This is a genomic window from Limnohabitans sp. (genome assembly GCF_044361645.1).
Lineage (GTDB): Bacteria > Pseudomonadota > Gammaproteobacteria > Burkholderiales > Burkholderiaceae_C > Limnohabitans_A.
Genome location: NZ_JBIKIL010000033.1, coordinates 18,805 through 31,786 on the forward strand (window position 1 = coordinate 18,805; position 12,982 = coordinate 31,786).

Here is a 12,982-nt window from a genome sequence, read left to right on the forward strand (position 1 = left end):
CAGGCGATCAGAAGGGCAGTTTCATGCCCGGCGGCAAACCGGCGGTGAGTTTGCCCATTTTTTGAGCAGAAACCTCCTCGGCCATGCGCACCGCATCGTTGAAGGCGGCGGCCACCAGGTCTTCCAGCATGTCCTTGTCATCGCCCAGCAAGCTGGGGTCGATGGTCACGCGGCGCACGCTGTGCTTGCAGGTCATCAGCACCTTGACCATGCCGGAGCCGGCTTGGCCTTCGACTTCCACAAAAGCCAATTCGTCCTGGGCTTTTTTCAGGTTGTCTTGCATGGCCTGGGCTTGTTTCATCAAGCCAGCGAGTTGTCCTTTGTTGAACATTGTGATTCCTTTCAATGGGGTGAAGAATGCGGTGAAAAATCAGATCAGTTGAATGCTGCCGGGCACGATTTTGGCTCCAAAGTCACGCACCATGGCCTGCACCAGCGGGTCGTTCTGGATCAGCTCTTGCGCAGCCTGCATTTTTTCAGCCGCCTGGACGGCCAGACGCCGGGCAGGGCTGTCGGTCACCGGGCCGATTTCGATGCCGAGCTGGACATCGCCATGGCCTGCGGCCTGCAAAGCCGTTTGCAAGCGCTCCCGGCTGGCGGCGTGGTTCAGGGTCTCGCGCTCCACGCGCAGCTGCCAATGTCCAGCATCTCGGCCCAGCAGTTGGGACTGCAGGGCCAGCTCGCGCACCAAGGCGGTGACGGCGTCTTGCGCCATCAGCCCTTGCACCGCCTCGAACCAGACATCGCCCTCGGGTGTGGCCTGCACAGGCGTGGCTGCGGACAGCGTAGGCACATCGGCGCGCAGCGAGGGCATGACTTCGCGCACAGGCAAAGACCGCAATCCGGGCGCGGCATGGGGCAGCTGTTGCACAGGCGCAGCTTGGACAGGCGCATGCTGCACAGGCGCGGCCGTTTGGATGGCCGGGACTTGGGCATTGTCGGTGGTGTCGGGCCAGTCCTCCCATGGGGGGGGCTCGACCAGGGACTGCTCGGCTTTCGCATGGCTGATGACCGGCTCGTCGGGTGGCGCTGACTCGAGTGGCCTGGCCATCGGTGCAGCCAGGGGTGGCGTCACTTGACTGAGTGGTACTTTCAAGAGGGCTGCTGCAGGGGCTGCTGCAGGGGCTGACTTGGGCTCTGCGTCGCCAGCATCCGAAGCAGCAGGCGCAGCAGCTTGGATGGGCTCAGGGGTGGCCTGTGGGGTGGCCTTAAGGCGGGTCAGCGGGCTTTTTTTTTCCGCCGCTCCCACCGCCTGGGGCTTGAACGCCAGCAAGCGCAGCAGCACCATGGTCAGTGCTGCGTACTCGTCCGGGGCCAAGCCCAACTCGGCGCGGCCGTGCAGGCACAGGCTGTAGAGCAATTGGGTTTCTTCGGCGGGCATGGTCTGGGCCAGATCGGCCAGGCCCTGGGTGTCGGGGTCGTCACCGTCTTGCGCCATGCTGGGCACCATCTGCATCACGGCCATGCGCTGCAGCAGCATGGCCATGTCCTCCAAAGTGGCGGCAGCCGACACCCCTTGCAAGCGCAGGTCATTGACCTGGTTCACCACCGCCGCGCCATCACCCTCGATCAAAGCGCGGATCATGTGCAACACATGGCTGCGGTCCACACTGCCCAGCATCTGGCGCACACCGGCTTCTTGCAGCTGCCCGTTGCCAAAGGCGATGGCCTGGTCGGCCAAGCTCAGCGCATCGCGCATGGAGCCGCGCGCCGCGCGGGCCAGCAGGCGCAAAGCCAGGGGCTCGGCGCTCAGTTGCTCGGCGGCCAGCACCTGGGTCAGGTGTTCAAACACCGTCTCGGGGGCCATGGGGCGCAGGTTGAACTGCAGGCAGCGCGAAAGCACCGTCACCGGCACTTTTTGCGGGTCGGTCGTGGCCAGCACGAACTTCAAATACTCAGGGGGCTCTTCCAGGGTCTTGAGCATCGCATTGAACGCGGTGTTGGTCAGCATGTGCACCTCGTCGATCATGAAGACCTTGAAGCGCCCCTGCACCGGCTTGTACACGGCTTGCTCCAGCAGGCTTTGCACCTCGTCCACGCCCCGGTTGGAGGCGGCATCGAGCTCGGTGTAATCGACAAAACGACCCGCATCGATGTCGCGGCAGGCTTGGCACAGGCCGCACGGCTCGGCGGTGATGCCGCCCTGGCCGTCTGCACCCTGGCAGTTGAGCGACTTGGCCAAAATGCGCGAGACCGTGGTTTTGCCCACCCCCCGGGTGCCGGTGAACAAATAAGCGTGGTGCAGGCGCTGCTGCACCAAGGCATTGGTCAGGGCTTGCACCACGTGCTCTTGCCCCACCATTTCGGTGAAATTGCGGGGGCGGTATTTGCGCGCGAGAACAAGGTAAGACATGGGGCCTGATTCTATCGGGCTGGATTACAATCAAGCCCGACGGGCCTTCCCGCATGGTGAAGCGGCCAACCGGGTCAGGTGGGGAACCAAGCAGCCCTAACTGTGAATCCAGTGCCGGGGTCAAGGCTCGTCACCTCCTTCTTTTAAAAGTGAATCAGATCCACAGCTTTCCGTCAGTTCGGACCTGAGTGCTGTTCATTTGTTGGTGTTGATTTGTACAGCTCAGCTGTGTCAGCTTTGGTCCCAAAGGATAGGCCACATGGCACAGTTAATTGGTCTTTTCGAACGTGGGAGCGCTTGCTACCTGCGCGTGGTTCTTCCGATTCATCAAACAGGCAATACCGTGACTGTGCCCCATCAGCAGGCCGACCCGGTTCAACCCGCTTGCAAAATGGCTTCGGGCGACTTCAAGGCAATGCGCAGCAGGGTGCGCGCCGCGCCTGAGGGCTCTCGGCGGCCCTGCTCCCACTCTTGCAAGGTGCGCACGGAAACGCCCAGCAATTGGGCAAAGGCGGATTGGGAAACGCCCAGTTTCAGGCGTGCCTCGGTCGCGGCAGTCACAGCCACTTGCGTGACACGGCCCTCGCCACGTTTGGCCTGGCGAATGGACTCCAGCAAATCCTTTTCAAATTCCGTCATTTCCGCCTCGACAGGGGCTGAGATTTTGGACATGGTTCATTCCTCATAAAGTTGCGCAAGGCTACGCAAAAAAGCAGGGGACAAAGTGTCATGCTCAGCCTTGGCATAGACCGTCAACAACACCAAAATTCCTTGGGCATTGCACAGCATGCAGATGACACGAACACCGCCGCGCTTGCCCATGCCAGGGCGCGACCAGCGCACTTTGCGCAAGCCGCCCGTGGCGGCCATCACATCGCCTGCATCGGGGTGTTCGGCTAGCCAGACGATGAAATCATCACGCTCAGCGTCATCCCACACTTTTGCAGCGTAGCGCAAGAAAACCGGTGTTTCGATCACGGTGAGCATGATCAGATAATACGTCAATGACGTATAGAAAGCAATCTAGGACTCTGGTCGATGATGCCACTGCCCCCAAGCCTTCTCCGACCACTTGATGCCGACCGGCTGCGGGAGTGCAAAAAAACGCAGCTGCCAAGTTACCCAAGCGCTGCGGTTTTTGGTGCAAGCCTTCTCAGGCTTGTGGCTCAGTACACCGGCTGATGCTGCTTCAAGCTCGCGATCACTTCCGCCGTCAGCACAAACCCCGCCCCATACAAGCCCGCCAGTTCAGCGCAGCGCTTGGCAAACGCCTCCACCCCCTGGCCATAGATGAACTGCAGCGCCCCACCCGTCCAAGCTGGAAAGCCGATGCCGAAGATCGAGCCGATGTTGCCGTCGTGCACTGAGGTCAGCACGCCTTCTTGCAGGCAGCGGGCGGTTTCCACCGCTTGGCGGTAGAGCAGGCGGTCTTTGATGTCTTGCTGGCTGTACACCACGTCGGCTTTTTCAAAGCGGGTTTTGAGTTCGGGCCACAGCACTTTCTTTTGCCCTGCGGGGTAGTCGTAAAACCCACCGCCTGCGGCGCGGCCGGGGCGCTTGAGTTCTTTGACCATGCGCTCGACCAACAGCTCGCCGGGTGTGGCGGTGTGGGTTTTGCCTTCTTTGGCGAAGTCTTCGCGGGTTTGGTCCAGCACATGAACCGACAGCGACAGCGCGGTTTCGTCCAGCACCGCCAGCATTCGCCCATGTCCAAACCCAAATGCCTGCGGGGTTCCAAGCTCAAGTGCTGGACAAAACCATCACAGGTTTGCAGGCCATGCTCAACCGACTAAGTTAATGGGTTCTTGAAGGCGCTCATGGCCAACGGCCAATGCGGCCTGCGCCAAGTGGCTCGGCTGCGCCTCGCCCCTAAAATGCAAACCTATGTTCGAACAAACCTTTAAAAATATCGATGACATCCTGCACAAAGACGCGGGGTGCACCAGCGAGCTGGACTACACCGAGCAATCCTCTTGGCTGCTGTTTTTAAAATACCTCGACGCCCTCGAAGCCGACAAAGCCACCGAGGCGGTGCTGGAAGGCCGGGACTACCAATTCATCTTGAGCGAGCCCTACCGCTGGTCGGCCTGGGCTGCCCCCAAAGGAGCAGACGGCAAGATCGACCACAACGCCGCGCTCACGGGCGACGACCTCAAAGCCTTTGTCAACGCCAAACTGTTTCCGTATCTGGCGGGCTTCAAGCAACGCGCCAGCGGGCCGCAGACCATCGAATACAAAATCGGTGAAGTGTTCAGCGAGATCACCAACAAAATCCAAAGCGGCTACAACCTGCGCGACGTGATCGACCGCATCGACGAACTGCGCTTTGGCAGCCAGGCCCAAAAGCACGAGCTGTCGCACCTGTACGAAGCCAAGATCAAAAACATGGGCAACGCCGGGCGCAACGGCGGCGAGTACTACACACCGCGCCCGCTGATCCGCGCCATGATCGAGGTGATTCAGCCCCAAATTGGCGAACGTATTTACGACGCGGCCTGCGGCTCAGCTGGCTTCTTGTGCGAAGCCTTTGCGTACCTGAGCCCCAAAGCCACCAAGGCCGACGACCTCGAGACGCTGCAAAAGCGCAGCTTCTACGGCAAAGAGAAAAAGAGCCTGGCGTACGTGATCGGCATCATGAACATGATCCTGCACGGCATCGAGGCGCCCAACATCGTGCACACCAACACGCTGGGCGAAAACATCAACGACATCCAAGAGCGCGACCGCTTTGATGTCATCCTGGCCAACCCACCCTTCGGCGGCAAAGAGCGCAAAGAGGTGCAGCAAAACTTCCCCATCAAAACCGGGGAAACCGCCTTCCTGTTCATGCAGCACTTCATCAAGAGCCTGCGTGCCGGGGGCCGTGCGGCGTTGGTCATCAAAAACACATTCCTCAGCAACACCGACAACGCCAGCGTGGCCCTGCGCAAACAACTGCTGACGGATTGCAACCTGCACACCGTGCTGGACTGCCCCGGCGGCACCTTTCAGGGCGCGGGGGTCAAAACCGTGGTGCTGTTCTTCACCAAAGGCGAGCCCACCCGCCAGACCTGGTTCTATCAACTCGACCCCGGCCGCAACATGGGCAAAACCAACCCGCTGAACGACGCGGACTTGGTGGAGTTTGTGCAGCTGCAAAAGACATGGGCCGACTCTCCCAAAAGCTGGAGCGTGCCCGCCACCCGCGTGAACCTGGACACCTTTGATCTGTCGGTGAAAAACCCGAGCGGCGGCGAAGAAGTGTTGCACCGCAGCCCGGCAGACATCCTGGACGAGATCGCTGCGCTGGATGCCGAGGCGGCTGAGGTGCTCTCGAATATTCGGGGGTTGTTGGCGTGAAGGCGGAATGGGAAACAAAAAGACTCGGGGAAATCATCCAACTGGAATACGGCAAGCCACTTGCAGATTCCGAGCGAAACCCGAACGGTCTCTATCCGGCTTACGGCGCCAATGGAATCAAAGACAGAACGGATAAGTTCTACAAGGGTGAGCCTTCAATCATTGTTGGGCGCAAGGGTTCTGCAGGCGAAGTCACGCTAACTGAAGAAAAATACTGGCCACTTGACGTCACCTTCTTCGTAGAGTTTGACCGCGCCAAGTATGAATTGCAGTACTTGTATTTTCTGTTGCTGACTCTGAACCTGCCGAGCATGGCCAAAGGGGTAAAGCCTGGCATCAACCGAAATGATGTTTACGACATTACCGTAACAACACCAGACATCGAAGAACAACGCCGCATCGTCACCCTCCTCGACGAAGCCTTTGCCGACATCGCCACCGCCAAAGCCAACGCCGAAAAGAACCTCCAAAACGCCCGCGAGCTGTTCACAAGAATCAGTGGCAGCGTGCTCGCACAATATGCAAGCACCAGTCAATCCATCACGCTTGAAGACTTGGTTGAGCCTGATTGCAGTCTGTCTTACGGCATCGTTCAACCTGGCGATGAAGTAGCCGAAGGTCTCCACATCGTGCGACCCGTGGACATGAACACCAATGTGGTCATGCTTGAAGGACTGAAAAGAATCGACCCCGCGCTGGCGAATTCTTATGCGCGAACCACTCTCAAGGGCAATGACATCCTGCTTTGCGTGCGCGGCACAACCGGCACCGTGGCCCTTGCGCACAGCGAGTTGGCTGGAGCCAATGTCACACGCGGCATCGTCCCCATCCGCTTTGCTCCCGAGAAAATCTCACACCAGTTCGGCTACTACTTGTTGCGATCAGAACCGGCACAACTGCAAATTCAAGCCAAGACCTATGGCACGGCATTGCAACAAATCAACATCCGCGATTTGAGGCAACTGACTTTGCCTGTCCCCGCACCACAAGACCAAGAAATCATCGTTCAACGCCTCAGCGCGCTGGAAGAGGAAACCAAACAGTTGACCGCGGCGTACGCAAACAAACTCACCGCCCTCGACGACCTCAAAAAGTCGCTGCTGCACCAAGCCTTCAGCGGGCAGCTAACGCAGTAGGTGCAAAATTTGCACACTGGCACCCACCACATTGCACGAGCCCAAATAAATTAGGATGACGCCCATGGCAAAAAGCAATTTGTTAAAGACCCAAGACGTCACCTTTCTGGATTTGATCGGTAACGGCAAGAAATACCGTGTACCTTCGTTTCAGCGCGACTACGCGTGGGAAGAAGAGCAATGGGAAGACCTGTGGAACGACATTCAGGAGTTGCTGTGTGCGCCAGGAAGCTTTCACTACATGGGCGCGTTGGTGGTGGAGGCTGTCTCTGACCGCGAATTTCAGATCATTGACGGTCAACAACGGGTCGCAACACTGAGCGTGTTGGCCCTGGCGGTGATTGATCGCCTTCAGCAGCTGCCCGGTGATGCAGACACCAAAGAGGCCAATGCCGAGCGTGCATCCGAACTGCGAAAAAGGTTCATCGGCGAGAAAGACCCCGCATCTCTGCTGCAAAGCAGCAAGCTTTTCCTGAACGACACCGACGACGGGTTTTATCAGGACTACCTGGTTCAGTTGCGCACACCTGGCAACCCCAGAGGTCTGCCCAAGTCCAACCGCATGCTGTGGCAATGTTTTGGATGGTTCCAAAAGCGGCTTGCAGACTCCGGATTGGAGGGTGAGGTCCTTGCTCGCCTGCTGTCTGACACGGTTGCGCGGCAACTGCTTTTCATCCTGATCACGGTCGAAGATGACATCAGCGCTTACACCGTGTTCGAAACACTCAATGCCCGAGGGCTGGAGTTGTCGTCTACCGATCTACTGAAAAACTACTTGTTCTCCCGCGTACCAGTTCGTAGTGATTTGGAAGCGCTGCAGCGCCGGTGGCGTCACATGATCGGCACCATCAAACATGAACGCTTTCCGGACTTTTTGCGCTACCACTTGCTGTGCCAGTCTCCGCAGATACGCAAACAACGCCTGTTCAAGAAAGTGCGCGAAGAGGTCAAAACATCTGCCGATGTGTTTGCCTTGATGGATGCACTGGAGCAACGTGCCGACTTGTTCGCAGCCATGGACGACACCTCGCACGAGTATTGGACGGATCGACCTGCTGCCAAACCTTATGTGCGCGACATGCAATTGTTTGGCGTGCGCCAGCACATGCCGCTGGTTTTTGCGGCCTGGGAACGCATGAGCGCGGACGATTTCACCCGCGTACTCAAACTGTTGTGCGTGCTGTCGGTTCGCTACACCGTCATTGGCAGCTTGAACACCAATGAGCTGGAACCCGTTTACCACCGGGCCGCCAAGGCCTTGCTGGATGGCGCTGTCCGCACACCTGCAGAAGTGTTTGCGCAACTGCGCAGCGTGTACGTGGACGATGAGAAATTTGTCCGCGACTTTTCGCACAAAGAAATGGACACCACTGGCCGACGCAAGAAAGTGGTCAAGTACCTGCTGTGCGCACTGGAATCCGATGCTTCAGGTGCCAGCCTCGACTGGGAAAGCGACCACGGCACCATTGAACACATCCTGCCCGAGAACCCATCAGCCCAATGGGATGAAGCATTCAACCCGGACCGGCAAAAAGACTTCATCTACCGTTTGGGCAACTTGATGCTGCTGGAGCAATCGATCAACCGCGAGTGCCAAAACGGTAGCTTTGAGGACAAAAAACCCCAGTACGAGCGAAGCAGCTATGCCGCTGCCAACGCACTGGGCCACTCCGATCAAGCTGACTGGTCACCCGCGCTCCTGACCTTGCGTCAGGAACGCATGGCCCAGCGGGCAGCGCATGTGTGGCGCTCGGACTTTGTTTGAGTGTTTGCATCTCATCCAGCAGGCTTTTTAGACAAAAATTTCTTGATCGGGTTAGCTAAGCCGACCTGTGTTGTCGATTTGACTCCATTGATGTATATTCAACAACATCGTTGTCAATTCAACATCAATTCATGAACGAAGCCCAGCTCATCGAGGTTTTTGGCGGTCAGACCCGATTCAAAGTTTTGCAAGCACTGTTTGCCGAGCCAGGTCGGGGCTTTGGTCCGCGTGAGCTGGCTGCAGCCTCCAGCATCGACCCCGGCAACACGGCGCGGCTGCTCAAGCGCTGGACAGAGGCGGGCCTGGTGCAGCGCCGCCAGCAAGATGGCCTGCCCCGCTATTACGCCAGTACAGACCCGCAGTTGGCACCACTGGTCACCCTCATGCAGCAAGACAGCGCGCTGGTGCGTACGCTGCGCGAAACCCTTGAGAAACTGGATGGGATCGAAGTGGCCCTCGTATTTGGCTCTGTGGCCCGGGGCGAAGCCACAGCCAACAGCGATGTCGACGTGCTGATTCTGGGCACGGCTTCTGAACTCAAGACCAACGCCGCACTCAGGCCTGCAGGTCGCCAGTTGGGCCGAAAGGTGCACGCCACTGCGTGTACGATAGAAGCATTCAGAAAACAGGTGACCGACCGTGAAAGCTTTGCCCAAGAAGTCGTCCAAAGCCCTCGCATTGAGCTGATTGGACATTTTGATGCTGCGATCTTTTCAGCGTCTGGCCAGTGAACCAGATGCCCCCGTCAAACAGCAAGCAACCAACGCCAAGGACGCAGTGGCCTGGCTGCAGAGTGCGCAGGTCAAATTGACCGATGCTCAGCAAACCGCTGTGTCATCCGGCACCCGCATGGACGCGGACCAAGGGCTTCAGCCATGAACGAAGCCGAAACCCGCGCCGAACACATCGACCCCGGCCGGAGCGCCTGCGAGACGCGCGCAACATGCAGCTATCGGTTGGGCGACCATATAGAGGATGTCCTCGATATGGTCCTAATCATCACAAGTATTTGAGGACTGGTTCATGAACATTTCGGCAGCTCAGTTCGACGGAAAAGACATTCGCCGTGTTTATGACGAAGCCAGTGAGAGGTGGTGGTTTTCGGTTGTGGATGTAGTTCAGGTTTTGACTGAGCAAGCCGATGATCTCACCGCACGTAAGTACTGGAACAAGCTCAAAAGCCGACTGGATAAAGAAGGTAGCCAACTGGTGACAAATTGTCACCAGTTGAAGATGAAGGCCGCAGACGGAAGACAACGCCTGACAGATGTTGCAACCGCTGAAACATTGCTTCGCTTGGTCCAATCCATCCCAAGCCCAAAGGCTGAACCCATCAAGCTCTGGCTAGCCAAAGTAGGCTACGAACGCATGCAGGAAATGGCCGACCCGGCCCTCTCGCTCAACCGCGCCCGTGAGACGTGGCAACAACATGGCCGCAGCGACAAGTGGATTCAGCAGCGCATGACGGGCCAAGAAACCCGCAACAAGTTGACCGACTACTGGCGCGAACATGATGTGAAAAGTGGCGACGAGTTCGCCATGCTCACCAACATCATTCACCAGGAATGGTCAGGTGTGAGTGTCAAAGAGCACAAGAACATCAAGGGCCTGAAAACCCACAACCTGCGCGACCACATGAGCGAGGCTGAGCTGATCTTCACGGCGCTGGCTGAACTCTCAACCCGACAAGTGGCAGAAACGCAGCATGCCACGGGCTTGCAAGAAAACAAAGGTGCCGCCATTGTGGGTGGTCGCATTGCCAAACAAGCCCGCCAACAGCTGGAGCAGCAAACAGGCCGATCTGTGGTGACAGGCGACAACTATCTGGCTCCACCCACCAAGCCAAAATCCATAGCCGCCAAAAAGAAACCTGCCAAATGAACGAAGCCGAAACCCGCGCCGAACACATCGACCCCGCCCTGGCCGCCGCAGGCTGGGGCCAGGTGGATGGCAGCCGCGTTTTGCGTGAGCACAACATCACGGCGGGTCGCCTGCAAGGCGCGGGCAAGCGGGCGCGGGCCGACATTGCCGACTATGTGCTGGTGTATCGCAACACCAAGCTGGCCGTGGTCGAGGCCAAAGCCTGGGCCAAGCCGCTGACCGAGGGCGTGGGCCAGGCCAAGAGCTACGCGGCCAAGCTGTCGATTCGCCACACCTACGCCACCAACGGCCAGGGCATTTACGGCATCGACATGCACACCGGGGCCGAGGGCGAAGTAGCCCGCTACCCCACGCCCGACGAGCTTTGGGACATGGCATTTGGCGAGAGTGAAGCGCAAGCCGCCGCCTGGCGCAAACGTTTTGCCGCCGTGCCGCTCGAAGACAAAGGCGGCACCTGGACGGGCCGCTATTACCAAGAGACCGCTATTCAACGCGTGCTGGAGTCGGTGGCCCAAGGCGATGACCGTGTGCTGCTAACGCTGGCCACGGGCACAGGCAAAACCTTCATCGCGTTTCAGCTGGCGTGGAAGCTGTTTCACAGCCGCTGGAATTTGAAGGACTGGAAAGACGGCACCGAGCCGAGCCGCCGCCCGCGCATCTTGTTTTTGGCGGACCGCAACATTTTGGCCAACCAGGCCTACAACGCGTTCTCGCCCTTTCCTGACGATGCGCTGGTGCGCATCGAGCCCGACGAGATCAAGAAAAAAGGCCGCGTGCCCAAGAACGGCAGCGTTTTTTTCACGATCTTTCAGACCTTCATGAGTGGGCCAGACGAGACACCCTACTTTGGCGAATACCCACCGGACTTCTTCGACTTCATCATCATCGACGAGTGCCACCGGGGCGGCGCTAACGACGAAGGCAGCTGGCGGGCGATTCTGGATTACTTCAGCCCCGCCGTGCAGCTGGGCCTGACCGCCACGCCCAAGCGGACGATCAACGCCGACACCTATGCCTATTTTGGCGACCCGGTTTACACCTATTCGCTCAAGGACGGCATCAACGATGGCTTTTTGACGCCGTTTCGCGTCAGGCAATTTGCCACCACGCTGGACGATTACGTCTACACCGCCGACGACATGGTGCTGGTCGGCGAAGTGCAGCAAGGCAAGCGCTACGAAGAAAAAGACTTCAACCACAGCATCGAGATCAAAGAGCGCGAGGCCTACCGCGTCAAGCTGTTCATGGACAGCATCGACCAGCGCGAAAAGACGATTGTGTTTTGCGCCACCCAACAGCACGCCCTGCTGGTGCGCGACCTGATCAACCAAACCAAGACCAGCCCCGCGCCCGACTACTGCGTGCGCGTGACCGCCAACGACGGCAATCTGGGCGAGCAGCACCTGATGCAGTTTCAGGACAACGAGAAAACGCTGCCCACCATCCTGACCACGTCGCAAAAACTCTCCACCGGGGTGGACGCCCGCAACGTGCGCAACATCGTGCTGATGCGGCCCGTGAATTCGATGATCGAGTTCAAGCAAATCATTGGGCGCGGCACGCGGTTGTATGACGGCAAGGACTACTTCACGATTTATGACTTCGTGAAGGCGCACCACAAGTTCAACGATGCCGATTGGGACGGCGAGCCGGTCGAGCCCGAAGCGCCCACCGCCAAACCCTTGCCGCCCAGTTGGCAGCCGCAAGACCCCACCGTGCTACCCAAGGTGCGCGAGCCCGGCGAAGACCGCCCGCCCAAGCTGGTGGTCAAACTGGCCGACGGCAAAACCCGCACCATTCAACACATCACGTCCACCAGCTATTGGGGACCAGACGGCAAGCCGCTGTCACCCGCACAGTTTCTGGAGAACCTGTTTGGCGCCCTGCCCGACTTCTTTAAAAACGAAGACGAACTGCGCACCCTGTGGGCCGACCCGGCCACGCGCAAAGCACTGCTGGGCGGCCTAGCCGACAAAGGCTTCGGCCGCGCCCGCTGCGCGAAATGCAACGCATCATTGATGCCGAAAAAAGCGATCTGTACGACGTGCTGGCCTACGTGGCCTTTGCCCTGCCCACCGAAACCCGCGCCAGCCGTGCGAATCGAGCCAAGGCCCACAACGCGGTGACGTACGGGCAAAAGCAACAAGCATTTTTGGCGTTTGTGCTGGACCAGTACGTGACCCAAGGCGTGGACGAACTTGACGCCGACAAACTCACCCCACTGCTGAAGCTGCGCTACAACAACGCGCTACATGACGCGATGGCGGATTTGGGCGATGCTGTGCAGGTCAGGCAGGCGTTTGTGGGGATGCAGACGTATTTGTATAAATAAAATTTATTGAAAAAATGGGCGGATTCAAAAGTGAAGTGCAACACCTGCAAACCCTGTAAGGTCCGCAGATGCAAATCACTCCATTGAAACACTACAAACAGATCCAACCCGAAGAGCGCGTGACTCTCGCCAGCCTCCATGTTCAGAACTTCACCGTGCGAGAGATTGCCCGAACC

Annotated in this window: 10 protein-coding genes, 1 other RNA gene and 2 pseudogenes; 8 read left to right on the plus strand and 5 right to left on the minus strand. The window is 58.5% G+C overall.

Annotated features, from left to right (window positions below):
* Positions 1 to 7 precede the first annotated feature (7 nt).
* Together ACIQ39_RS07100 and dnaX are read right to left on the minus strand one after the other, a co-directional pair.
* The gene (locus ACIQ39_RS07100) at positions 8 to 331 is read right to left on the minus strand and encodes a YbaB/EbfC family nucleoid-associated protein (protein ID WP_396433915.1); all 324 of its coding nucleotides are present in this window, start codon (positions 329 to 331) and stop codon (positions 8 to 10) included.
* Positions 332 to 370: 39 nt separating this feature from the next.
* Positions 371 to 2,353 carry a DNA polymerase III subunit gamma/tau gene (gene dnaX / locus ACIQ39_RS07105; protein ID WP_396433916.1) on the minus strand — a complete coding sequence of 661 codons (1,983 nt, stop codon included), beginning with the start codon at positions 2,351 to 2,353 and terminating at the stop codon, positions 371 to 373.
* 38 nt (positions 2,354 to 2,391) lie between these two features.
* Between dnaX and ffs the strand changes: the two genes are divergently transcribed.
* An RNA gene (ffs, locus tag ACIQ39_RS07110) (signal recognition particle sRNA small type) lies at positions 2,392 to 2,488 on the plus strand.
* A gap of 240 nt (positions 2,489 to 2,728) precedes the next feature.
* On the opposite strand, the gene ACIQ39_RS07115 is transcribed toward ffs, so the two are convergent.
* From ACIQ39_RS07115 to ACIQ39_RS07125, 3 genes and pseudogenes are all read right to left on the minus strand, one after another.
* A complete protein-coding gene (locus ACIQ39_RS07115) occupies positions 2,729 to 3,025 on the minus strand; it encodes a helix-turn-helix domain-containing protein (RefSeq protein WP_396433917.1) in 297 nt (98 codons plus the stop codon).
* Between the two features lie 3 nt (positions 3,026 to 3,028).
* Positions 3,029 to 3,340 (minus strand): transcriptional regulator, encoded by a 312-nt coding sequence (locus tag ACIQ39_RS07120; protein WP_396433918.1) that lies wholly within the window; start codon positions 3,338 to 3,340, stop codon positions 3,029 to 3,031.
* A gap of 179 nt (positions 3,341 to 3,519) precedes the next feature.
* Positions 3,520 to 4,050, minus strand: a pseudogene (locus ACIQ39_RS07125) (3-hydroxyacyl-CoA dehydrogenase); the annotation flags it as partial.
* A gap of 187 nt (positions 4,051 to 4,237) precedes the next feature.
* Here ACIQ39_RS07125 and ACIQ39_RS07130 point away from each other — a divergent pair.
* The 7 genes and pseudogenes from ACIQ39_RS07130 to hsdR all read left to right on the plus strand — a co-directional run bounded on the left by ACIQ39_RS07130 (position 4,238) and on the right by hsdR (position 12,806).
* On the plus strand, positions 4,238 to 5,692 hold the full coding sequence (locus ACIQ39_RS07130; protein WP_396433919.1) for an N-6 DNA methylase: 1,455 nt from the start codon (positions 4,238 to 4,240) through the stop codon (positions 5,690 to 5,692).
* Positions 5,689 to 6,828: a restriction endonuclease subunit S gene (locus tag ACIQ39_RS07135; RefSeq protein WP_396433920.1), complete on the plus strand. Its 1,140-nt coding sequence runs from the start codon at positions 5,689 to 5,691 to the stop codon at positions 6,826 to 6,828. The genes ACIQ39_RS07130 and ACIQ39_RS07135 overlap by 4 nt, the downstream gene beginning before the upstream one ends.
* Before the next feature lie 64 nt (positions 6,829 to 6,892).
* Positions 6,893 to 8,593 (plus strand): DUF262 domain-containing protein, encoded by a 1,701-nt coding sequence (locus ACIQ39_RS07140; protein WP_396433921.1) that lies wholly within the window; start codon positions 6,893 to 6,895, stop codon positions 8,591 to 8,593.
* A gap of 131 nt (positions 8,594 to 8,724) precedes the next feature.
* Positions 8,725 to 9,324, plus strand: coding sequence for a nucleotidyltransferase domain-containing protein (locus tag ACIQ39_RS07145; RefSeq protein ID WP_396433922.1), 600 nt, complete (start codon positions 8,725 to 8,727; stop codon positions 9,322 to 9,324).
* Positions 9,325 to 9,468: 144 nt separating this feature from the next.
* Positions 9,469 to 9,606, plus strand: coding sequence for a hypothetical protein (locus ACIQ39_RS07150; RefSeq protein WP_396433923.1), 138 nt, complete (start codon positions 9,469 to 9,471; stop codon positions 9,604 to 9,606).
* Positions 9,607 to 9,616: 10 nt separating this feature from the next.
* Entirely contained in the window at positions 9,617 to 10,474 is an 858-nt protein-coding gene (locus ACIQ39_RS07155) for a Bro-N domain-containing protein (RefSeq protein ID WP_396433924.1), read from the plus strand.
* Positions 10,471 to 12,806, plus strand: a pseudogene (gene hsdR, locus ACIQ39_RS07160) (EcoAI/FtnUII family type I restriction enzme subunit R). Before ACIQ39_RS07155 ends, hsdR begins: the two are co-directional and overlap by 4 nt.
* Positions 12,807 to 12,982 lie beyond the last annotated feature (176 nt).